Source organism: Burkholderia seminalis (assembly GCF_001718535.1).
GTDB lineage: Bacteria > Pseudomonadota > Gammaproteobacteria > Burkholderiales > Burkholderiaceae > Burkholderia > Burkholderia seminalis.
In genome coordinates, this window is record NZ_CP013399.1 from 15721 (window position 1) to 38365 (window position 22645).

The following is a 22645-nucleotide window of genomic DNA, read 5'->3' on the forward strand; positions in this document are numbered from 1 at the left end:
TCGATGCGCGTCCGGGCCAAGGCTCGCGGCACGGAGGCGAAACGCCGGTAGTCGAAGATGAAATAAAAGAAACGGGGTTGGTCGCGGTCGGCGCGACATCACATCAGAGGTGTGGGTAACGGCAGGTTGAATCTCCGGATTCATCCGGGGAAAGACTCGTCCATAAAGCGCATTACGTATTCCTAATTCAGTTTCCGGATTGACGGAACGGGCCGTAGAACGTGCGGCGTGCCCGGGGGCTTCGATCGTCCTGTCGAAACGGACGGTCGACGCAACGCGCCTCCGGCATGGCCGGACCGGATATCGGAATCGGGTTCCGCACTGAAGTCGCAATCGAAGTCGAAGATTTCATAAAAGTAAGTAGTCCGTATTCAAACCAGACGCTACACAACGGAGCAGAAGACCATGAAGAAGAAGCAGATTTCGGCGCTGGCCGCCGCGATGTTCACGGGCGCGGGGATGCTGATCGCCGGCACCGCGCATGCCGACAATTTCGTCGACCGCGGCAATCCGGACAACGCACTGACCGGGCAGTGCATCGACGGAACCAACCCGCTGTGCGTGGCGACGAAGAGCGGGAACTACGTGGCGGTGAGTACCGCGAACGTGACGCAGGGCACGAATGCGAAGGCCGGCACCAGCGGCATCGCGATCGGCGACCAGTCGAACGCGAGCAGCAACGGCGGCGGCAGCAGCGGCGGCGCGATCGCGATCGGCGTCGGCTCGCAGGCGCTGGCGAACTCGTCCACCGCGATCGGCACGGTGGCCGTCGCGCAAGGCAACACGGCGCTGGCGATCGGCCGCCAGTCGGCCGCGATCGGCGATTTCTCGATGGCGCTCGGCAACGTCGCGGATGCGCACGGCACGAGCTCGATCGCGCTCGGCCACTCGGCGCTGGCCAGCGGCGACCGCTCGATCGCGATCGGCGGCGCGAACCCGACGTCGAGCGACGGCGTGTCGGCCGGCGCGTCATACGACGCGGCGACGCAGACGCGTGCCGGCGGCACGCAATCGGTGGCGATCGGTGCGGGGGCGCAGACGAACGGCAACAACCAGGTGGCGATCGGGTCCGGCAGCATCGGCGCGAACAACGGCGGCACGCCGGTGTTCGGCGGCACGGCCGCGCCGGTAGGCGGCGCGGTGTCGTTCGGCGCGATCGGCAGCGAGCGTCAGCTCAAGAACGTCGCGGCGGGCGCGGCCGATACGGACGCCGTCAACGTCCAGCAGCTGAAGAACGTGAACAGCACGCTCAGCACGGGCATCGGCAACGTCGACGCACGCGTGACGTCGGTCGGCAATTCGCTGTCGACCACGATCTCGAACGTCGACCAGCGCGTGACCAGTGTCGGCAACAGCCTCAGCACGAGCATCGTCACGGCGACGCAGAACGTCGTGAAGTACACCGACAACACCCACGCGGCGATCGCGCTCGACGGCGCCGGCGGCACCACGATCGGCGGCGTCGCGGCCGGCGTGGCCGATACCGACGCCGTCAACGTCGGCCAGCTGAAGGGCAGCGTCGCGCCGCTGCAGACGTCCATCTCGACCGCGGCTTCGACCATCACGAACCTGCAGAACAGCGTGACCGGCATCAACGCATCGCTGAGCACGGCGAGCGCGAACATCGGCAGCCTGCAGGCGGCCGACGCACGCAACGTGAAGTACGACGGCGCGAGCGGCTTCGACTCGGTGACGTTCGCGGGCGCCAACGGCACGACGCTGCACAACGTTGCCGACGGGACGGACGCGCACGACGCCGTCAACGTCGGGCAACTGAGCGGCGGCCTCGCATCGCTCAGCACGAGCGTGACGAACAACCTCAGCACGACGCTCGGCAACCTGAGCACGTCGATCACCAGCCAGATCGGCAACGCGACGAAGAACGCCGTGCAGTACGACAGCGACGCGCACAGCGGCGTCACGTTCGGCGGGACGGGAGCCGCGGCGCCGGTCGGGCTGCACAATGTCGCGGACGGGGTAGCCGCGAACGACGCCGTGAACGTGGGCCAGCTCGGCAAGGCGACCGACACGCTCAACCAGTCGATCACGGCCGTCGGCAACCAGGTGACGACGAATACGGGCAACATCGCGGCGCTCCAGCAGGATGCGCTCCTGTGGAACCCGGGCCTCGACGCCTACGACGCGAGCCACGGCGGCCATGGCCCGCAACGCATCGGCAACGTCGCGGCCGGCACGAACGGCACGGACGCGGTCAACGTCGACCAGCTGACCGCCGCGATTCACGACGGCACGAGCCAGCTCGATGCGCTGGCCGTGAAGTACGACGATGCGAGCAAGCGCCAGGTGTCGCTCGGCGCCGGCAATGGCGGGAGCCCGGTGCACCTGACCAACGTCGCGGAAGGCAACGTGGCGGCCGGCAGCACGGATGCGGTGAACGGCGCGCAGTTGCGCCGCGCGATCGACGGGACGGCGGCCGCGCTCGGCGGCGGCGCGACCGTCAACCCGGACGGCTCGATCGGCGCGCCGTCCTACAAGGTTGGCGGCGGTTCGTTCAACAACGTCGGCGACGCGCTGACGAACCTCGACGGCCGCGTCGGCAGCAACACGACGACGCTCGAGAATCACGAAACGCGCCTCGGCAATGCCGAAACGAACATCGCGGGCAACACGGCCGCGATCGCCGGGTTGCAGCAGGACGCGCTGCAGTTCGACCCGACGCTCGGCGCGTACAGCGCCGCGCGCGGCGGCGCGCCGACGAAGCTGACGAACGTGGCCGACGGCAACGTCGCCGCGGGCAGCACGGATGCGGTGAACGGCGGGCAGCTGTCGGGCGTGAAAACCGCGCTCGAACAGCAGATCACGAACGTGTCGAACCAGGCCGGCGAGGCCGTGAAGAACGTCGTCAAATACGACGTCGACCCGAACGGCAACCGGTTGAATTCCGTGTCGCTCGTCGGCGGCGACGTCAATTCGGCGGTCGTGCTCAAGAACGTTGCCGCGGGCACCAGCGATACCGACGCGGTGAACGTGAAGCAGCTGAAAGACGTGCAGTCGAACCTCAATCAGCTCGGCGCGCTCGCGGTGCAGTACGACGACAGCTCGAAGAGCACGATCACGCTCGGCGGCGCCGGCGGCACGCGCATCACCAACGTGCAGGCCGGCACGCTGAGCGCCACCAGCACGGATGCGGTGAACGGCTCGCAGCTGTACGCGACCAACCAGCAGGTGTCGAAGAACACCACCGACATCTCGAACCTGCAGGGGAGCGTGACCAATATCGCGAACGGCAAGGCCGGCCTCGTGCAGCAGCAGGATCCGAACGGCGCGATCACGGTCGGGAAGGATAGCGGCGGCACCAGCGTGAACTTCACCGGCACGGCAGGGGACCGCGTGCTGACCGGCGTCGCGTCGGGCGTGAATGCGAACGACGCGGTCAACATGGGCCAGTTCAACGCCGCGTTGCAGAATGTCGCGGCCAACGACAAGATCCACGCGGCGGCCACCGATGCGAACACGTCGTGGATCGCGCGCGCCGATGCCGGTTCGATCGGGTCGACGGCGACGGCAACCGGCAAGAACGCCGTGGCGGTCGGCCAGGGCTCGGTCGCCGATCGCGACAACTCGTTCTCGGTCGGCGCGAAGGGCAGCGAGCGCCAGGTCACGAACGTCGCGGCCGGGACGGCGTCGACCGACGCGGTGAACGTGCAGCAGCTCAACGACAACCTGTCGGCGGCGTCGACGCAGGCGAAGGGCTATACCGACCAGCGCATCGGACAGGTGTACAACGCCTTCAACGACCTGAAGAAGGACATGTACGGCGGCGTTGCATCGGCGATGGCGGTGGCCGGCTTGCCGCAGCCGACGGGCGCGGGCCGCTCGATGGTGTCGGCGGCGACGTCGAACTATCACGGCCAGCAGGGTTTTGCGGCAGGGTACTCGTACGTGACGGAGAGCAACCGCTGGGTCGTCAAGGCGTCGGTGACGGGCAACACGCGCTCGGACTTTGGCGCGGTGGTCGGCGCGGGTTATCAGTTCTGAGGCCGCAGCCGTAGCGTCGAGCGCCGCCGGCATCCGGGGATTCGCGGTTCGACCGGTCGCCAGCGGGACATGCGTGGCCCGCGGTCTGTCCGCGGACCTCGGGCCAGCGGCGTTCGATGCCGATCGCCGATCGGGCCTTTCGCGTCAAGGGGGCATGCCCGGAATGCGAGCGGCGCCGCCCGCGGCGATCGTCGACCACGCGCTCACCGCCGTGCGGCGCGGGTTTCGCGCTCGGTCCGGATGCCTGCGCAATGCGAGTTGTCGCATGCGGGCGCCGGCTCGTATTCTGACGTCGTCGGGCGGAACGGCATGGGGCCTCCGCCCATCACCGCATGCGAGCGCACGACCATGACCGCAACGACACACACGATGAAGCTCAACCATTTGAGCTTCCCTTCGGCCGATACGCTGGCGACGGCCCGTTTCTTCGAGCGTTACCTCGGCTTCACGATCGCGGGAAGCTGGGACCAATCCTGGATCCTGAAGCGACCGGGCTTCGACGTCGTGATCGATCACGTCGGCGACGGCGTACCGGCATGGCCGACGAATTTCCACGTCGGGTTCGAACTGCCGAGCCTCGAAGCCGTTCGCGCGCTGTTCGAACGCTTCAGGGACGAGGGCGTCGCGATGGAGACGGACATCTTCAACAACGGGCGCGGTTCGCGATTCTTTTGCCGGGCGCCGGGCGGCGTGATGTTCGAGCTGAACACGCGCGCGGACGCCGCGCCGGAATATCAAGGCACGTTCGACGATTGACGCGAGCGCCGGTCGTCGCGGCCAGTGCGGCCTGCTCGAATCGTTCGGGCCGCACGGCTGTCCAGCGCCGGCCCCGGTGGAGCCGATCGAGTTCGATGGATGGGCAAGCGCGTGGCAGCGGCCCGCGCACGGGAGAAGGCGGTTTTCCCCGCACCACTTGTTCAGACGACGAAGAAGCGCGTGGATTGACCGTGGTCGAACGTTCGGGCCGCGTATCGTGCCTTATCCCGCGTCATCCGCATGATCGTGAAAGCGCTGGAACGCACCGAGCAGTCGGGCGCGCAGCGCGGCCAGCGACGGGTCGCGCCGATCGCGCGGCCGTGCGAGGTCGACGCGGATCTCGTCGTCGACGCGCCCCGGGTTGGGCGCGAGCATCAGCACGCGATCGCCGAGATACAGCGCTTCGTCGAGATCGTGCGTGACGACGATCGCCGCCATCCGGTGCCGGCGGACGACGTCGAGCAGCAGTGTCTGCAGGCGCATCCGCGTGATCGCGTCGACCGCGCTGAACGGCTCGTCGAGCAACAGCAGATCCGGCTCGCCGAACAGCCCGCGCGCGATCGCGGCGCGTTGGGCCATCCCGCCCGACAACGTGGCCGGCAGTTGCCGCGCGACGCCGGCCAGGCCGACTTCGTCGAGCAGGCGCGTGACGCTCGGGTCGCGGCCGCCGTGCGGGCCGGACGCGAAGCCGACGTTGTCCGCGATCGACAGCCACGGCAGCAGCCGGGGTTCCTGAAAGATCACGCCGACACGCGCCGACGGCCCGTCGAGCGCGACGCCGTCGAGCTTCGCGTTGCCGCGGAAGTGCGTGTCGAGCCCGGCGACGATCCGCAGCAGCGTGCTTTTCCCGCAGCCGCTCGGGCCGACCACGCAGACGATCTCGCCGCGCGCCACGTGTAGCGCGATGTCGGCGAGGATCGTGCGGTCGCCGTATTGCTTGCGGGTGATCCGCAGGTCAAGCAGCGGCGTATCGGCACCCTCGGTCGTGCGCGCGGAAGCCGCGGAAGCGGTCGTACTCATTTCGAACCCTCGCGCGCCGCGCCGTCGAAGGCATCGCGCCAGCCGAGCCAGTACGACTCGATGCGCCGCATCGCGCCGTCGCTCAGCTTGCCGAGCAATGCGAGCAGCAGGATCGCGCCGAACACGAGATCGGGTCGCCCGGTTTCCCGGCCGTCGCTCAGCAGGAAGCCGAGGCCGCGCGTCGCCGCGATCAGTTCAGCGGCAACCATGAACATCCACGCGAGGCTCAGGCCGGTACGCAGGCCGGTGACGATCTGCGGCAACGCGGCCGGCAGCAGGATGCGGCGGAACAGTGCCAGCGGGCCGAGCCGGTACACCGCGCCGAGCTCGACGAGCTTGCGGTCGACGTCTCGAATGCCGGCGACCACCGCGAGGTGCACCGGGAAAAATGCACCGATCGCGATCAGCGTGATCTTCGGCGCTTCGTCGATGCCGAGCCACAGCAGCAGCACGGGCACCCATGCGAGCGACGGAATCGCGCGCAGCGCCTGGAACGTCGGCTCGAGCAGCGCGTCGATCCGGCGGCTCAGGCCCATCGCCGCGCCGACGACGAGCGCGAGCCCGGCGCCGGCCGCAAAACCGGCCGCGACCCGCAGCGTGCTCGCGCCGACATGCCGTGCGACACGCGTGACGCCCATCCGCGCGAGCGTATCGAGGATCTCGCTCGGCGCCGGGACGAGATGGTCGGGCAGCCAGCCGCGCCGCACGACGCATTCCAGCACCACGAGCGCCGCGAACGGCAGCACGAGGCCGGCGATGCGCCACGCGCGAAGCGCATCGCGCCGGCCGGCGCGGGGCGAGACGGCGTGACGCTGCGCGAGTGCATCGCCACGGGCCGCGGTGTCCGTCATCGCGGCAACCTCACTGCGACGCGGCAACGAGCGGGCGCGCGAACGACGGATCGATCAGCGTATCGACGATCTTCGCGGGATCGACGCCCGGCTTGGTCAATTGCTCGGCCGTCAGCACCGGCGCCGCGGCTTTCAGCGCCGCGCGCTGCGCTTCGCCCGGCACCGGGTCGCTGAAATCGTTGCGCTGCAGCTGCAGCTTCGCGACCGGCAGCGACACCTTCGATTCGTCGGCCACGATCTGCGCGGTTTCGGCCGGATGCGCGACGATCCACTGGCGCGCGCGGTCGTAGACCTTCAGCACGCGCGAGACCGCCTGCGGATACTGGCCGGCGAACCCGTCGCGCACGTTCAGGAAGCCGTACGTATTGAAGGCGACGTTACGGTACAGCAGACGCGCACCGTCGTCGAGCTGGGCCGCGGCCATGTGCGGATCGAGTCCGGCCCATGCATCGACCTGGCCGTTCGCGAGGGCCGTGCGGCCGTCCGGATGCTGCAGGTTGACGATCTCGACGTCGTCACGCGTCAGGCCGGCCGTGTGCAGCGCGCGCAGCGTGAACAGGAACGGGTCGGTGCCGCGGGTCGCGGCGATTTTCTTGCCCTTCAGGTCGGCGAGCGTGCGGATCGGCGAATCCTTGCGCACGACGAGTGCCGTCCATTCGGGGCGGGAGAACACGTAGACCGCGTGGATCGGGTTGCCGTTCGCGCGTGCGAGCACCGATGCGAGCCCGGCGGCCGAGCCGAAATCGACCGCACCGCTGTTCAGGTATTCGAGCGCGCGATTGCTGCCGAGGCTCAGCACCCAGCGAATCGACGTGCGGTCGGCCTTGAACTCGTCGTCGAGCCAGCCGAAGTGGCGGATCACGAGACTCTCGGGCGAGTAGTACGCGTAGTCGACGCGGATTTCGGCGGGCGTCGCCGCGTGCGCCTGAATCGATACGAGACCGGCAAGCGCGGCAACGACGAGGGCCGCGGATTGCCACGCGCGGGACCAGGACAGCTTCATCGGGGAATCTCCGGAAGGGCGGCAATGCGCCGCGAACAGGCAGGTGACCGAGTAATGTAACGAAGCGCCCGCGATCCGTTAACGAAGAAATCCGCGTTTGAACATGCGTGCTGCTGCTAAGGGACCCGGCGGGCAACTTTATGACCCAGGCCGATTAATTTATCGCTTTATATCGCTTGGGATACGAGGGGCCGGGGAACAGAATGCCCGCTTCCGGGAGTCGACGGCCGCGCGTATCGTCGAGCCGGCATTCGCTCGATGCGATGCGATGTCGATCGCGAATGCACGCGTCAGCTCCCGCACCTTGCGAGCATCGCCGGTCATCCGGCGACCCATTAAGGAATGCGATGAGTTCAATCGATCTGAACGCGATCACGCCGGTTTCTTCCCCCATCCGCTCGGCCAGCGACGTCGCGCGGCTGATCAACACGGTCGACAGTTCGGTCAGCCATGCACGGATGATCGTGCTGCTGGCGCTGGGCGGCGTGTTTCTCGACGCGTACGACCTGACGACGCTGTCCTACGGCATCGACGACGTCGCGCGCGAGTTCGGCCTGACGCCCGCGCTGACCGGGCTGGTCGGATCGGCGATCATGATCGGTACGATCTTCGGCAGCCTGATCGGCGGCTGGCTGACCGACCGGATCGGCCGCTACCAGGTGTTCATGGCCGACATGCTGTTCTTCGTGGTCGCGGCGCTCGCGGCCGGGCTCGCGCCGAACGTCTGGGTGCTGATCGGCGCACGCTTCGTGATGGGGCTCGGCGTCGGCATCGACCTGCCGGTCGCGATGGCGTTCCTCGCCGAATTCTCGAAGTTCAACGGGCGCGGCAACAAGGCGTCGCGTCTCGCGGCGTGGTGCCCGATGTGGTACGTCGCGTCGTCGGTCTGCTTCCTGCTGATCTTCGGCCTGTACTTCCTGCTGCCGGCCGAGCACGCGGGATGGCTGTGGCGCGCGTCGCTGATCTTCGGCGCGGTGCCCGCGCTCGTCATCATCCTGTTCCGGAACCGGTTCATGAACGAATCGCCGCTGTGGGCCGCGAACCAGGGCGACCTGGCCAATGCCGCGCGCATCCTGCGCGAATCGTACGGCATTCACGCGCACGAAGCCGAGGATGCGCGCCGCGAGCCGAGCCCGCCGCCCGTGCGAATCCGCGTGCTGTTCCAGCGCCCGTATCTCGGGCGCACGATCGTCGCCAGCGTGATGAATCTGTGCATTCCGTTCGAATACACCGCGATTGCGTTCTTCCTGCCGTCGATCCTGTCGCAGTTTCTCGGCGCGGGCGTGTTCGAGACGATCGCGGCGTCGCTCGCGCTGAACGTGTTGTTCGCGTTCACCGGCGGCCTGCTCGGCATGCGCCTCGCGTATCGCTATCCGTCGCGCCATGTCGCGATCGCGGGCTTCGCGCTGCAGACGGTCGCACTCGTCGCGCTCGCGCTGGCGGGGCATCCGCACGGCGCGCTGGCGGTCGGCGTCGTGCTGCTGATGCTCGGCACGTGGCTGTTCGCCGAAGGGTTCGGGCCCGGCGCGCAGATGATGATCTATCCGACGCTGTCCTATCCGGCCGCGATCCGCGGAACCGGCGTCGGCTTCGGACGGTCGCTGTGCGGGATCGGCCAGGCGCTCGCGCTGTTCGTGCTGCCGATCCTGCAGGCCCGTCTCGGCACCGACATGTTCTGGGTTGTCGCGATCAGCGCGGTCACGCCGATCGTGTTCCTGCTGATCGTGCGCTACGAGCCGACGGCACGCGACATCGACGACGAAAGCATCGCCTGAACACCCGCCGGCGCGTGAGCGACGCCCCGAGGAAAACGCAAACGGCTTCGTCGGACCGCACGAAGCCGTTTCGTTTTGCACGGAAGCCGGTCGACGCGCACGCGGGCCGACCGGCTTCCCCCTTTCACTACGCGCTGACCGCCTCCCGTTCGGCCGCGCGCTTGACCTGCTCGATGTCGCGAAACCGTGCGGCCGGATGCGTGTCCGGCAGCCGCGCGGTGCCGCCGAACAGTTTTTCGCGCAGCGTGCCCGGTGCATACGCGGTGGGGTACACGCCGCGCCGCTGCAGCTCCGGCACGAGATAACGCACGACATCCTCGAAGGTTTCGTGCGCCACCGCGTACGCGAGATTGAAGCCGTCGACGTCGGTCGCCGCCACCCATTCCTGCAGGATGTCCGCGACGGTCGCGGCCGAGCCGACGAACACCGGACCGAGTCCGCCGATGCCGCCCCACGTGGCCAGTGCCTCGATCGTCCACGCGGTGTCGCCGCCCGCCAGGTGCTCGACCGCCGACACGATCGCGTTCGTTTCGACGCGCCGCACCGGATCGGCCGGCGCATACTGGCCGAAGTCGATGCCGGTCCAGCCCGACATGAACACCAGCGAGCCGTCGTACGACACGTAACGACGGTATTCGTCGAACTTGGCCTGCGCCTTCTCGTCGGTCTCGTCGACGATCACCGTGACGAGGTTGTAGATCAGCACCTTCGCCGGATCGCGCCGCGCGGCGGCTGCCTGCGCGCGCACGTCGGCCACGTAGCGCGCGAGCTGCTCGCGGGTCGGCGCGGCCACGAACACGCATTCCGCGTGCTGCGCGGCGAACGCCTTGCCGGGGCCGGACGCGCCGGCCTGGAACAGCACCGGCGTGCGCTGCGGCGACGGCTCGCACAGGTGGTAGCCGGGCACGTCGAAGAAGCGGCCCTTGTGGCCGATCTCGTGAACCTTCTCGGGATGGGTGAACACGCGGCCGTCGCGATCTCGCACCACCGCGCCGTCCTCCCAGCTGCCCTCGAACAGCTTGTACAGCACCTCGACGTATTCGGCCGCGACCGCATAGCGGTCGTCGTGGGTGCGCAGGCCGTGATCGCCGACGTTTTTCGCGCCGCTCTCCAGGTAGGACGTGACGATGTTCCACGCGAGCCGGCCCTTCGTGTGATGATCGGCCGTCGACAGCCGGCGCGCGAACGTGTACGGGTGCTCGAACGTCGTCGACGCGGTGATGCCGATGCCGAGATGCTCGGTGGCCATCGCGATCGGCGCGGCGAGCTGCAGCGGATCGTTGACCGGAATCTGCGCGGCCTGGTGCAGCGCATGATAGTTGCTGCCCTTGTAGACGTCGTAATAACCGATCACGTCCGCGATGAAGATCGCGTCGAAGATGCCACGTTCGAGCACGCGCGCGAGGTCGGTCCAGTAGTCGAGATCCTTGTACTGCCACGAGCGGTCGCGCGGATGCGCCCACAGGCCGGGCGACTGGTGGCCGACGCAGTTCATCTCGAACGCGTTGAAGCGGATGGTCTTGCTCATCGCGCGGCTCCCGTTGCCGCGCCGGCGCGCCAGCCGATTGCCTCGTGCGCCGATTCGCGGCGGCGTTCGCGCTCGAGGATCGGCCGGAGCCGGCTCGCGAGCGCGTCGTGGTCGGTGCCGGTGGAAAGGTCGGGAGCTGCGTGCGACGAAGTCATGCGGTGTTCCTCGAAGAGCGGGGCCGATTGCGCCGGGAGGCCAGTATAGGAAGCGCGGCGTGCGCGTTCCAATAACGGATTCGCAGATCGTTATCGTCGATGCGTATTACTTCGGGCACGCGGGGGCGCCCCGACGCTGACGCGTCGATTGCGATGCATCAGCACGACGTCGCCGGCGCGAAGCCGCCGCGAATCGCGCGGTCGTTTGTTATCCCAAGGAATATCGTTCCGAGAATCGCTCGTTTTTCCGGCTCGCGCTGCGCTGCTAGATTGAATGCTTTCGTCATTCGACAGGAGAGTCCGATGTCAGACACGAGCGCCACGATTCAGGAGCGTCCCGCCGATGCGCAACCGCATGCCGCCCGCGTGATCGCCAACGACGCACAGGCGATCGAAGCCGCGCACGCGCTGGCGAAACGGCTCGCCGAAGGCGCGGCCGAGCGCGATCGGGACCGCCGCCTGCCGCGCGACGAAATCGAATGGTTCTCGCAGTCGGGGCTGTGGGCGATCACGGTGCCGAAGGCATACGGCGGCGCGGGCGTGTCGCATGTGACGCTGACCGAAGTCGTCAAGATCGTCGCGGCGGCCGATCCGTCGCTCGGGCAGCTGCCGCAGAATCATTTCGGGCTGGTCGACGTGATCACGCTGACCGGCACCGACGCGCAGAAGCGCCATTTCTTCGCGGAAATCCTGAGCGGCAAGCGCTTCGGCAACGGGTTCTCGGAGAAGGGCACGAAGCACGTGCTCGACCTGAAGACGCGCGTGCGCAGCGACGGCGACGACTATATCGTCGACGGGACGAAGTTCTATTCGACCGGTGCGCTGTTCGCGCATTACGTGCCGGTGCTCGGCCTCGACGACGCGCACCAGGCGTGGCTCGCATACGTGCCGCGAGCGACGCCCGGGCTGACCGTGATCGACGACTGGTCGGGATTCGGGCAGCGCACGACCGCGAGCGGCACGGTCGTGCTCGACGCGGTGCGGGTTCCGGCGTCGCACGTGCTGCCCGCGCAGCGCGTGTCGGACGTGCCGACGCTCAACGGTCCGCTGTCGCAGATCATTCAGGCCGCGATCGACGCGGGCATCGCGAAGGCGGCCATCGACGATACGCTGGCGTTCGTGCGGACCCGCACGCGCCCGTGGGTCGACAGCGGTGTCGAGCGCGCGGCCGACGATCCGCTGACGATTCGCGAGATCGGCCACTTGCACATCCAGCTGCACGCGGCCGAGGCGTTGCTCGAACGCGCGGCGCGCACGCTCGACGAGATCGCGGCGCGCGGCGACGTGACCGAAGACGACGTCGCGCGCGCATCGGTCGCGGTCGGCGAAGCGAAGGTATTGACGACCGAGGTCGCGCTGCTCGCGGGCGAGAAACTGTTCGAGCTGGCCGGCACGCAGTCGACGCTCGCCGAGCACAACCTCGACCGGCATTGGCGCAATGCGCGCACGCATACGCTGCACGATCCGGTGCGCTGGAAATACCACCTCGTCGGCAACTACTACCTGAACGGCGTGCGTCCGGCGCGCCATGCGTGGAACTGAGCGGATGGCGGGGCGGCCGTCGGCGACGGCGCAGGCATTCGGATTGGCTTCCGGGTTCCAGGCCGGAGAGCAGCCAGTGGATGACCTTGTCTGTTTGCGCGGACATTCCGATGCCGGAAGGCCAGCACGTCGGATCTGTCCGCCCCGCAGGGCCTGCGCGCGGCAATCGAGCACGCGGCGGCCGAGGCCGACGTGACGCTGCGGGTGGTGGCCGAAACCAATGCGCTGAGCGTGCAGAAGGAACGGGTCGCGCGAGGTCACGGGTGGACGATTCTGCCGGCCGTCGCCGTCACGCAGGAGATCGCGCAGCGCACGCTGAGCGCGGCGCCGCTCGCGCCGGTTCGCTGCGTGGTCGGCGTGCTGCTCGACTGCGTGAAGACCACGTTCGAGCAGGGCCATTGGCCCGACGCGCGCTGGCTTGGCTAGGCGGACCCGCGCGGTCGTACGCGTTTGTGCGTCTCGTGCGGCTGATCGGCCATCCGCATGGGCCGGACCCATCCCTCAGGTTCCTCAGGTTTTCGAGCGAGACGCGGCGCGCCTGCCGCCCCCCCCCCCCGGTTTTTTACCTCCCCGAGGGATCGACTTTCGGGGCCGCGTCAACCCATCGCGACGTCTACAGGTACCAGTCGAGCGTCTTCACGATGCCTGTCTCGAAGGTTTCCGTCGGTTGCCACTGAAGTTCGCGTTCGAGCTTGCCGGCGTCGATCGCATAACGACGGTCGTGACCGAGGCGGTCGGCGACGAAGTGCTTGAGGCGCGCGTGCGGCGCGCCCTGCGGCCGCCGCACGTCGAGCAGCGAGCAGATCAGGTCGACGATGTCGGCGTTGCGCCACTCGTTGCATCCGCCGACGTTGTACGTTTCGCCGAGCGTGCCGCGCCGGATCACGGCATCGATCGCCCGGCAGTGATCGTCGACGAATAGCCAGTCGCGGACGTTCGCGCCGTCGCCGTAGAGCGGGATGGGCGTGCCGTTGACGCAGTTGCGGATCACCGTCGGGATGAACTTCTCGGCGTGCTGGCGCGGGCCGTAGTTGTTCGAGCAGTGGGTCGTCGTGACCGGCAGCCCGTATGTGTGGAAGTACGCGCGCACGAGATGGTCGGAGCCGGCCTTGCTGGCCGAATACGGCGAATTCGGCGCGTACGGCGTGGTTTCCGAGAACGGCGGATCGGTCGGGGCGAGCGATCCGTATACCTCGTCGGTGCCGATGTGATGAAAGCGGCGCGGCGCGCGCGCGTCGGCGTCGGGCCCGTTCATCCAGACCGTGCGCGCCGCTTCGAGGAGCGTCCAGGTGCCGACGACGTTCGCGCGGACGAATTCGCCGGGGCCGGTGATCGAGCGGTCGACGTGGCTCTCGGCTGCAAAGTGGACGATCGTGTCGATCGCATGGTCGCGCAACAGGCTTTCGACGAGCGGCCGGTCGCAGATGTCGCCGAGCACGAACCGGTGGCGGTCGGTGCTTTCCGCGCCCGCGAGATGGTCGAGGCTGCCGGCATACGTGAGCAGGTCGAGATTGACGATCCGGACCAGCGGATCCGTCGCGAGCAGGTGATGGACGAAGTTGGCGCCGATAAACCCGGCGCCGCCCGTGACGAGGACATGTTTCGGTCGATGGCTCATGAGGTTCGTTTCCAGGTATCGAGCACGTCGGCGAGCGCCGGGATCCAGCACGGCGCGTCGATGCCGAAATGCTCGCGAATGCGGGTGCAGTCGAGTGCGGAGTTCGCCGGCCGTGGCGCCGGCAGCGGATAGGCGGCCGTGCGGATCGGGCGCACGAGCGGTAGGCGATCGATGAGGCCGGCGCGCCGTGCCTGCGAGAAGATCGTCTCGGCGAAGCCGTGCCAGGTCGTGACGGGGGTGCCGCACAGGTGGTAGGTGCCCCAGCGCATCGCGGCGCCCGCGCGATGGCGATCCGCGATCGCGAGCAGCGCGTCGGCGACCGCGGCGGCGTGCGTCGGGCCGCCGTACTGATCGGCGACGACGGCGAGTTCGTCGCGTTCGCGTCCGAGCCGCAGCATCGTGCGCACGAAATTGCCGCCGTGCGCGCCGAATACCCACGCAATGCGGAGAATCACATGCGCGTCGGGCAGCCGCTGGCGGACGGCTTCCTCGCCGGCCCATTTGGTGTGTCCGTAGACGCCGAGGGGCGCGACGTCCGCCGTTTCGTCGTACGCGCCTGGCGCGCGGCCGTCGAACACGTAGTCGGTCGACAGGTGCAGCAACGGGATGCCGGCCGCGGCGCACGCGTCGGCGAGCGCCGCCGGGCCGGCGCAATTGGCGCGCCAGGCGGCGTCGGGTTCGGTTTCCGCGCGATCGACGGCCGTCCACGCGGCCGCATTGATCAGGAGCGTCGCGTGGTGCGTGGCGAGCGCGTCACGCACCGCCTGCCGATCGGCGATGTCGAGCTGCTCGCGGGACAGCCCGATTGCCGGGCGTCCTCCCGCGCGCAGCATGAGTTCACGGCCGACCTGGCCGAGCACGCCGGTCACGAGGATCGTCATCGCGCGGCTCCGTGAAGGTCGGGCACCGCCGGCGGCCGGTCGCGCAGGCGCGGCTGCCGGAGATCCTTGTCGGACAGCTCGAACGGCACGTCGAGCGCGGGCCATTCGATGCCGATGTCGGGATCGTCCCAGCGTACGCCCGCGTCCGACGACGGATCGTAGTACGCGGTGCACTTGTACGCGAAGTCGGCCTCGTCGGACAGCACGCAGAAGCCATGCGCGAAGCCCGGCGGAATCCACAGCTGGCGATGCGACACGTCGTCGAGCACGGTGCCGAACCAGCGTCCGAGATGCGGCGAACCGGGCCGGATGTCGACCGCGACGTCGTACACGGCGCCGCGCGACACACGCACGAGCTTGCCCTGCGGATGCCGGAACTGGTAGTGCAGGCCGCGCAGCACGCCGCGCCGGGAGCGCGAGTGGTTGTCCTGCACGAAACCTGCATCGACACCTGCGTCGCGCAGCCACGACTCGCGATAGCTTTCGACGAAGAAGCCGCGCGCGTCGCCGAAGCTCGCCGGTTCGATCAGCAGCACGCCCGGCAGTGTCGTCTCGATGACGGACGTCATGCGGCGACCTCCTTGTTCAGGACGTCGAGCAGGTAACGGCCATAACCGCTTTTCGACAGCGCGTGCGCGAGCGCTTCGAGCCGTTGCGAGTCGATCCAGCCGAGCCGGTACGCGATTTCCTCGGGGCAGGCGATCTGCAGCCCCTGGCGGGCCTGCATCACCTGGATGAAATTCGCCGCGTCGAGCAGCGACTCGTGCGTGCCGGTGTCGAGCCACGCATAACCGCGGCCGAGGATCTCGACGTTCAGCTTGCCGTTCGCCAGATAGGCGCGGTTCAGGTCCGTGATCTCCAGCTCGCCGCGCGCGGACGGGCGCACCTCCTTCGCGAGGGAAACGACGTCGTTGTCGTAGAAGTAAAGCCCCGTCACCGCGTAGTGCGATTTCGGGTCGCGCGGCTTCTCCTCGAGATCGATTGCCCGCCCGTGCTCGTCGAACGATACGACGCCGTAGCGCTCCGGGTCGCGCACGTAATAACCGAACACCGTTGCGCCCGTCGTGCGCGCCGCGACGCGCTGCAGCAGCGACGACAGCGCCGGACCGTGATAGATGTTGTCGCCGAGCACGAGCGTCGCGGCGTCGTTGCCGATGAACGGCGCGCCGATCACGAAGGCCTGCGCGAGTCCGTCCGGGCTCGGCTGCACCGCGTATGAGAAATTCATGCCCCATTGTTCGCCGTCGCCGAGCAGTTGCCGGAACGCGTCGAGATCGCGCGGCGTCGAGATGATCAGGACGTCGCGGATGCCGGCCAGCATGATCGTGCTGAGCGGGTAGTAGATCATCGGCTTGTCGTACACCGGCATCAGTTGCTTCGATACCGAATGCGTGAGCGGATGGAGCCGGGTGCCGGATCCGCCCGCCAGAATCAATCCCTTACGGCCAGTCGCTGTGTGCATGATGTCCTCGCTGTCATGAAGAAGGGCGGGCCCGCGTGCGCGTCAACCCGGGTCGATGCGTCCGAACACGATCGCGAAGCCGGCCAGGTAGACCAGCGCGATCACGGCGAAACCGGCCGCGGTTGCGCGGTCCGGACTGGCGATCGCATGAAGCACGACCGACGCGATCGCCACGCCGACCAGCGAGCCGATCTGCCGGCTCGCGTTCAGCGATGCGGCGGCGAGATTCGCGTCCGCGGGGCCGGCCGACTGCATGACGACGAGATTCATCGCGGGGATGGCCTGGCCCGCACCGAAGTTCGCGATGCCGACCGCGATCGCGAGCGCCGTGTAAGGGAGCGCCTCGATACCGATCAGCGCGGCGCTGCCGAGCGTGGCGAGCGCCAGGCCCGCGAGCAGCGTGCCGCGCGGACCGAGCCGCGCGCTCACGCGGGCGGACGCGAGATTGCCGATGCCGAACATCGCCATGAGCGGAAACAGCTCGAAGCCGGCGCGCAGCGCGCTTGCACCGCGCACCTGCTGCAGGTAAAGGCTCAGCAGGAAGATTTCCGCGAGGATGCCGAAATTGATCGCGAGCCCGAGCAGGCCGCCCGCGACGAAGCGCCGGTTGCGCAGCAGCGCGGGCGGCAGGATCCGGTCGCGGGCGCCACGTTCGCGCCAGACGAATGCCGCGCCGGCGGCGAACGTCACGGCCGCACCGGCGACGATGGCGGGCGAGCGCCAGCCGGCGCCCGGCCCCTCGATCAGCGTATAGCTGAGTGCCGCGAGCGCGAGCGCGCCGAGCAGATGGCCGAGCGTGTTCAGCGGGCCGGGATGGCGCGGCGAATGGCCGACATGGCGGCGCGTGAGCCACAGGCCGACGAGCCCGACGGGGAGGTTGACCCAGAAGATCCCGCGCCAGCCGATCGCGTCGACGAGGATGCCGCCGACGCAGGGCCCGATCGCCATCGCCGCCGATACCAGGGCGCCCCAGATGCCGATCATCCGTGTGCGCAGTGGTCCGGCCGGAAACGCCAGCGTGAGCAGGCTCAGCGAGCTCGGCATGAAGAGCGCGGCCCCCACGCCCTGCAGCAGCCGCGCGGCGACGAGCATGCCGCTCGTCTGCGCGGCCGCGCACAGCACCGACGCGGCGACGAACAGCGCGAGCCCGGCGACGTAGATCGCCCGCGGCCCGTAACGGTTCGCGAGCGCGCCGCCGAACAGCAGCAGCGCGGCGAAGCTGAGCGTATAGGCGTCGACGACCCAGACGAGGGCGGTCAGCGACATGTCGAGACTCGCCTGCATCGCCTTCAGCGCGACGTTCACGATGGTCACGTCGAGCATCGCCATCACGAAGCCGCAGGCAAGCGCGACCATCACGTGCACCGGCCGCGCGGCGGGCGCGCCGGCCGCACCGGCGGCGGGAGCGGTGTTCGTGCTCATGCCGCGCGCCCGCCGAGATAGAGACGCCGCATCTCGTCGCTGTCGAGCAGGTCGGCCGACGTGCCCGTCAGCGCGATGCGGCCCATCGTCAGCACCACGCCGCGATCGGCGATGCGCAGCGCCTCGATCGCGTTCTGTTCGACCATCAGCACGGCGATGTGCTCGGTATCGCGCATCCGCACGATCGCGTCGAATACCTCGTCGACCATTTTCGGCGACAGGCCGGCCGACGGCTCGTCGAGCAACAGCAGCACCGGGCGCGACATCAGCGCGCGCGCGAGCGACACGATCTGCCGCTCGCCGCCGGACAGCGCGCCCGCGGGCGACCGGTAGCGGCGCCGCAGCACCGGGTATTGCTCGCACAGCTCCTCGATCCGCGTTTCGCGGGGGAACGCGGACATCGCGTGGCCGCCGAGCATCAGGTTCTCGCGGACCGTCAGCGCGCCGAACACGTTGTCGGTCTGCGGCACGAAGCCGATGTCGTGTTCGCGGATCTTGCGGTGTACCGGCACGCGCGCGATGTCGCGGCCATGCATCGTGACCGTGCCGGCGCGGGGCAGGACGAAGCCGGCGATCGCCTTGAGGAGCGTCGATTTTCCGCAGCCGTTCGGGCCGAGGATCGTGACGATGTCGACCGGCCCGACGGACAGCGATACGCCGTGCAGGATGTCGATGTCGGCCGTGTAGCCGGCGACCAGGTCGCGAACGTCGATCATGACGCCTCCATCAGGCGGCGCGCATGGGCGCGTCCCAGGTACGCATCGAGCACGCGGCGGTTGCTTTCGAGTTCGGCGGGACGGCAGTCGGCGATCGCGGCGCCGCGATCGAGCACGATGCAGCGGTCGCACAGCTCGCGGATGAAGTGCATGTCGTGCTCGATCACGACCAGCGTGACGCCCAGCCCGCGGATGCGGCGCAGTTCGGCGACCAGTTCGCCGCGCAGGTTCGGGTGAACGCCCGCGGTGGGCTCGTCGAGCAGCAGCAGCTTCGGCTCGGTCATCATCGCGCACGCGATGCCGAGCAGTTTCTTCTGGCCGCCCGAGATCGCCGCGGCGCCCAGTTGCGCGACGTGCGCGAGCTTCAGTTCCTCGAGCAGCGCGGTGGCGCGTGCGCGCGTCGCGGTTTCCAGCGTGCGGGTCGCACGACTGCGCAGGAGCGCCGCGACGGGGCCGTGACGGGCCGACGACGCGGCCATCGCCAGTTCGAGCACCGACATGCGCGCGGGCATCGACGGCAACTGGAACGTCCGGCGGATGCCGAGCCGTGCGATCCGGTGCGGCGCAAGCGTGTCGATGCGACGCCCGGCGAAGCGGATCGCGCCGGCCGCGACGGGGGCGAAGCCCGTGATCGCGTTGAGCGCCGTGCTTTTGCCCGAGCCGTTCGGGCCGAGCAGCCCGACGATCTCGCCGTCGCCGACGGACAGCGAGAGGCCGGACAGCACCGCATTGTCGCCGTAGCGGATCGTGACGCCTTCAAGGTCGAGCAGCGCGCTCATGGATGAACCTCCAGTCGTTCCGGCACAAGGCCGCGCGGGCGCCACAGCACGCACGCGAGCAGCATCAGGCCGACGAGGCCGAGGCGCACCGCACCGGCGAGGTCGCTGCCGACGCCGAGCCAGTCCTTCAGGAACGGCGCGAACGCGTACACCGCCTGGACGATCAGCGCGCCGGCCAGCACGCCGGCGTGGCTGCCGAGCCCGCCGACCATGACGATGGTCCACAGCGCGAAGGTTTCCGACGCCACCATCGCGTCCGGGCCGACGTAGCTGATGTACCAGGTGAGCAGCGCGCCCGCGAACGCCGCGGGCAGCGCGCCCGCGACGCTCGCCCAGGTCTTCAGCGCGACCGGGTCGTAGCCGAAGCAGACGGCGAGCGCGGGCTCCTCGCGCATCACCTTCAGCGCGCGGCCGAAGCGGCCGGTGGTCAGCAGCCGGCAGGCGGCGTAGGCGAGGGCGAGGCCGCCGGCCGCGACGGCGAGGAACGCGAGATCGGCCCACGGGGCGCGCAATCCGGGAAAGAGCGGCGCGATGCCGCCGATACCCTGTGCGCCGCCCGTCAACCAGCCCTCGTTCAGCGCGAACGTGCGCAGGATCTCGGCGATCGCGAGCGTCGCGATGCCCCAGTAGTCGGCCGACAGGTGACGACCGAGCCGCGCGATCGCGACGGCCAGCACGCTCGCCGCGCCCGCCGCGAGCGCGAGGGCGGCCGGCAGCGGCCAGCCGAGCTGCGACGCGATGCCGGCGGCGTAGGCGCCGAGCCCCGCGAACGCCACGAAGCCGAAATTGACGAGCCCCGCGTAGCCTGCCTGCAGGTTCAGGCCGAGCGCCATCGTCGCGTACAGGCACGTGACGGTCAACAGATGGACGATGAAACTAGACACGACGGACCTCCCCGTCGAAGAGGCCATACGGCCGGAACACCAGCACGACGAGCAGGATCGCGAACGACACCGCGCCGACGTATTCGACCGGAAAGAACGCGAGCGGCCGACCGACCAGCCCGCCGAAGTCGACGTCGAGCGCGATCGTCTCGGCCAGCGCGATCAGGAAAGCGCCGGCCGCCGCGCCGAGCGGATTGCCGAGGCCGCCGAGGATCGCGGCGGAAAACACCGGGATCAGCAGCCCGTAGCCGAGGTTGACGTGCACGCTTTCGGTCGCGCCGAGCATCGTGCCGCCGAGCGCCGCGAGCACGCCGCTGGCGAACGTGATCACGTTGGTCACGCGCTGCGCATCGATGCCCGTCGCGAGCGCGAGCGCGCGATTCGATGCGAGCGCGCGCATCGCCCGGCCGAGGCGGGTGCGGTACAGCAGCAGCGCGAACACGGCGAGCGCGACGCCACCGCACGCGATCGAAGCCGCCTGCGCGGACGACATCGCGACGCCCCCGACCATCAGCGGCGGGCGCACCGCCTGCGCGTACTGCAGCGGCCGCGAGCCGGCCGTGCCGAGCATCAGCGCGACGGCGAGCAGCGACACGGCGAGCGAGCCGATCATCGCGACCGCGCTGCCCGAGCGCAGCAGGCGCGTGAACACGAACAGGTTCAGCAGCGTCGCGGCAAGGCCGACCAGCGCGCACGAGACGGCGGTCGCGAGCGCGAACGGCATGCCGACGCGCTCGAACCCGAGGGTCGCGAACGCGCCGACCATCGCGTACTGGACGTGTGCGATGTTCGGGAAGCGAATCAGCGAGTACAGCGTCGACAGGCCGACGGAGACCAGCAACAGGTCGGACGTGCGCATCAGGACATCGATCAGGAATTGCAGCATCGCAGGCTCCCGGTGGCTACTGCGCGACGACGGATTGCCGGTACACGACCTTCTCGTACGGCTGCACCAGCCGCTGGCCGTCGGCATCGAACGCGATCGTGCCCGTCACGCCGTCATAGGGCTGGCCGGCCGCGAGTTCCGCACGCACCTTCGCCGGATCGGCCGAACGCGCGCGATTGATTGCCGCGGCGGACAGCATCGTCGCGTCGTACGCGTAGCTGCCGAAGGCCGAGCGCGGCGCCTCGTGATACGCGGCGCGATAGGCCGCCGCGTACGCGGCGGCGCTGCCGCCGAGCGCCGCGACCTCCAGGCCGATCTGCCCCTGCGCGATCTGGGCGGGGGTGTCGCTCGTGCACATCGTCAGGTAGATGCCGTACCACGGCCGCTGGTTGAGACGCATCTCGAACGCCTGCCGGTTCAACGTCGCGGCTTCCTGTCCGTACGCGCTGTACACGTAGCCGTCGGGCTGCGCACGCGACGCCTGTTCCAGCTCGCGCCGGTAGGTCGACTGGCCCTCGGTGTAGAGAACCGTCGAGACGATCGTGCCGCCGAGCGCCTCGAAACGCTTTTTGAACTCGGTGGCGATGCCCTGGCCGTAACCGTTGTTCGGCGCGATCAGTGCGACGCGCCGCAGCTTGCGGTCGTACACGTCCTGCGCGGCGAAGCGCGCGGACTGGTCGTCGAGCCCGATCGTGCTGAACGAACCCGCGCCGATCTTGCGGACCTGCTGGCTCGACGAACCGATGTTGACGTGCACGTCGCCCTGGCGCACGAGGAATTGTCCGACCGGAATCGTCACCGACGACGAGAATTCGCCGAGCACGAGCGGCACGCGCTCGACGGTCGCCAGCTTGCGGGCGGCGTCGAGCGCCGTGTTCGCGGTGCCGCCCGAATCCTCGATCCGTACCTGCAGCTTCTGCCCGAGCACGCCGCCTTGCGCATTGATCTTCGCGACCGCGAGCTCGATCCCGCGCCGCTGGTCCTCGCCGATCGACGCGCTTGCGCCGGTCAGCGGCAACACGGCGCCGACGCTGACGTCCGCATATGCAGGAAACGTTGCCCACGCGCCGAGCGCGACGCAGATCCCGAGACTCCAGCAACCCAGCTTCATTTTTGCGCTCCTGAATCGATGTTGAATCGCGTTTGAAATACAAAAGTGTCGACAGAATCACAGAACAAAAATCGTTGGCAAACATTTTTTGGACGAATCTCGAGCGGTTCGCGAAGCGCCCCGGAATTCACAAGAAAATGCGTTTTTTTAGCGCATGAAATGCACAATACGGGCGACGGTAAACACCAGCTGCGGGCACGTGCGCCAAATTGGCTCAGCGTCGAATCTTTTTGAAAAAAGTGTATACAGTCGTGAAT

General features: G+C 68.7%; 20 protein-coding genes. 5 read left to right on the forward strand and 15 right to left on the reverse strand.

Translation table 11 applies throughout. The features are described from left to right. The first annotated feature begins 405 nt into the window (after nt 1-405). Nucleotides 406-3999: a YadA-like family protein gene (locus tag WJ12_RS15955; protein ID WP_059560885.1), complete on the forward strand. Its 3594-nt coding sequence runs from the start codon at nt 406-408 to the stop codon at nt 3997-3999. Between the two features lie 348 nt (nt 4000-4347). Then, on the forward strand, nt 4348-4755 hold the full coding sequence (locus WJ12_RS15960) for a VOC family protein (protein WP_185732806.1): 408 nt from the start codon (nt 4348-4350) through the stop codon (nt 4753-4755). A 222-nt stretch (nt 4756-4977) separates the two neighbouring features. Here the strand turns inward: WJ12_RS15960 and WJ12_RS15965 are convergent, their stop codons facing one another. The 3 genes from WJ12_RS15965 to WJ12_RS15975 are packed head-to-tail and all read right to left on the reverse strand — an operon-like array spanning nt 4978 to nt 7629. Beyond that, nucleotides 4978-5775, reverse strand: a complete 798-nt coding sequence (locus WJ12_RS15965) for an ABC transporter ATP-binding protein (protein ID WP_059560888.1) — start codon at nt 5773-5775, stop codon at nt 4978-4980. Next, a complete protein-coding gene (locus tag WJ12_RS15970) occupies nt 5772-6626 on the reverse strand; it encodes an ABC transporter permease (RefSeq protein ID WP_059560891.1) in 855 nt (284 codons plus the stop codon). The genes WJ12_RS15965 and WJ12_RS15970 overlap by 4 nt, the downstream gene beginning before the upstream one ends. Before the next feature lie 10 nt (nt 6627-6636). Further along, on the reverse strand, nt 6637-7629 hold the full coding sequence (locus tag WJ12_RS15975) for an aliphatic sulfonate ABC transporter substrate-binding protein (protein WP_059560894.1): 993 nt from the start codon (nt 7627-7629) through the stop codon (nt 6637-6639). A gap of 347 nt (nt 7630-7976) precedes the next feature. Between WJ12_RS15975 and WJ12_RS15980 the strand changes: the two genes are divergently transcribed. Beyond that, nucleotides 7977-9404: an MFS transporter gene (locus WJ12_RS15980; RefSeq protein ID WP_059560897.1), complete on the forward strand. Its 1428-nt coding sequence runs from the start codon at nt 7977-7979 to the stop codon at nt 9402-9404. 127 nt (nt 9405-9531) lie between these two features. Here the strand turns inward: WJ12_RS15980 and WJ12_RS15985 are convergent, their stop codons facing one another. Both WJ12_RS15985 and WJ12_RS35905 read right to left on the reverse strand, forming a co-directional pair. Continuing rightward, nucleotides 9532-10932 carry an LLM class flavin-dependent oxidoreductase gene (locus tag WJ12_RS15985; RefSeq protein ID WP_059560900.1) on the reverse strand — a complete coding sequence of 467 codons (1401 nt, stop codon included), beginning with the start codon at nt 10930-10932 and terminating at the stop codon, nt 9532-9534. Next, nucleotides 10929-11087 carry a hypothetical protein gene (locus WJ12_RS35905; RefSeq protein ID WP_404824185.1) on the reverse strand — a complete coding sequence of 53 codons (159 nt, stop codon included), beginning with the start codon at nt 11085-11087 and terminating at the stop codon, nt 10929-10931. Before WJ12_RS35905 ends, WJ12_RS15985 begins: the two co-directional genes overlap by 4 nt. 303 nt (nt 11088-11390) lie before the next feature. Between WJ12_RS35905 and WJ12_RS15990 the strand changes: the two genes are divergently transcribed. Continuing rightward, on the forward strand, nt 11391-12629 hold the full coding sequence (locus WJ12_RS15990) for an SfnB family sulfur acquisition oxidoreductase (protein ID WP_034192082.1): 1239 nt from the start codon (nt 11391-11393) through the stop codon (nt 12627-12629). A gap of 192 nt (nt 12630-12821) precedes the next feature. After that, on the forward strand, nt 12822-13055 hold the full coding sequence (locus WJ12_RS15995; protein WP_059560903.1) for a type 2 periplasmic-binding domain-containing protein: 234 nt from the start codon (nt 12822-12824) through the stop codon (nt 13053-13055). Nucleotides 13056-13242: 187 nt separating this feature from the next. Here the strand turns inward: WJ12_RS15995 and rfbB are convergent, their stop codons facing one another. Genes rfbB through WJ12_RS16045 form a run of 10 tightly spaced genes read right to left on the reverse strand, consistent with a single transcriptional unit; the run spans nt 13243 to nt 22388 of the window. Beyond that, a complete protein-coding gene (gene rfbB, locus WJ12_RS16000) occupies nt 13243-14247 on the reverse strand; it encodes a dTDP-glucose 4,6-dehydratase (RefSeq protein WP_034192083.1) in 1005 nt (334 codons plus the stop codon). Beyond that, nucleotides 14244-15128, reverse strand: a complete 885-nt coding sequence (rfbD, locus tag WJ12_RS16005; protein WP_059560906.1) for a dTDP-4-dehydrorhamnose reductase — start codon at nt 15126-15128, stop codon at nt 14244-14246. Before rfbD ends, rfbB begins: the two co-directional genes overlap by 4 nt. After that, entirely contained in the window at nt 15125-15697 is a 573-nt protein-coding gene (rfbC, locus tag WJ12_RS16010; RefSeq protein WP_049029918.1) for a dTDP-4-dehydrorhamnose 3,5-epimerase, read from the reverse strand. The genes rfbD and rfbC overlap by 4 nt, the downstream gene beginning before the upstream one ends. Further along, nucleotides 15694-16590 carry a glucose-1-phosphate thymidylyltransferase RfbA gene (gene rfbA, locus WJ12_RS16015; RefSeq protein ID WP_059560909.1) on the reverse strand — a complete coding sequence of 299 codons (897 nt, stop codon included), beginning with the start codon at nt 16588-16590 and terminating at the stop codon, nt 15694-15696. The genes rfbC and rfbA overlap by 4 nt, the downstream gene beginning before the upstream one ends. A 42-nt stretch (nt 16591-16632) precedes the next feature. Beyond that, the gene (locus tag WJ12_RS16020) at nt 16633-18012 is read right to left on the reverse strand and encodes an MFS transporter (protein WP_059560912.1); all 1380 of its coding nucleotides are present in this window, start codon (nt 18010-18012) and stop codon (nt 16633-16635) included. After that, the gene (locus WJ12_RS16025; protein WP_059560915.1) at nt 18009-18728 is read right to left on the reverse strand and encodes an ABC transporter ATP-binding protein; all 720 of its coding nucleotides are present in this window, start codon (nt 18726-18728) and stop codon (nt 18009-18011) included. The genes WJ12_RS16020 and WJ12_RS16025 overlap by 4 nt, the downstream gene beginning before the upstream one ends. After that, the gene (locus WJ12_RS16030; protein ID WP_049033652.1) at nt 18725-19507 is read right to left on the reverse strand and encodes an ABC transporter ATP-binding protein; all 783 of its coding nucleotides are present in this window, start codon (nt 19505-19507) and stop codon (nt 18725-18727) included. The genes WJ12_RS16025 and WJ12_RS16030 overlap by 4 nt, the downstream gene beginning before the upstream one ends. After that, entirely contained in the window at nt 19504-20391 is an 888-nt protein-coding gene (locus WJ12_RS16035) for a branched-chain amino acid ABC transporter permease (protein ID WP_082744754.1), read from the reverse strand. Before WJ12_RS16035 ends, WJ12_RS16030 begins: the two co-directional genes overlap by 4 nt. Further along, nucleotides 20384-21277 carry a branched-chain amino acid ABC transporter permease gene (locus WJ12_RS16040; protein WP_059560921.1) on the reverse strand — a complete coding sequence of 298 codons (894 nt, stop codon included), beginning with the start codon at nt 21275-21277 and terminating at the stop codon, nt 20384-20386. The genes WJ12_RS16035 and WJ12_RS16040 overlap by 8 nt, the downstream gene beginning before the upstream one ends. A 16-nt stretch (nt 21278-21293) precedes the next feature. Further along, on the reverse strand, nt 21294-22388 hold the full coding sequence (locus tag WJ12_RS16045) for an ABC transporter substrate-binding protein (protein ID WP_049032445.1): 1095 nt from the start codon (nt 22386-22388) through the stop codon (nt 21294-21296). Nucleotides 22389-22645: the final 257 nt, after the last annotated feature.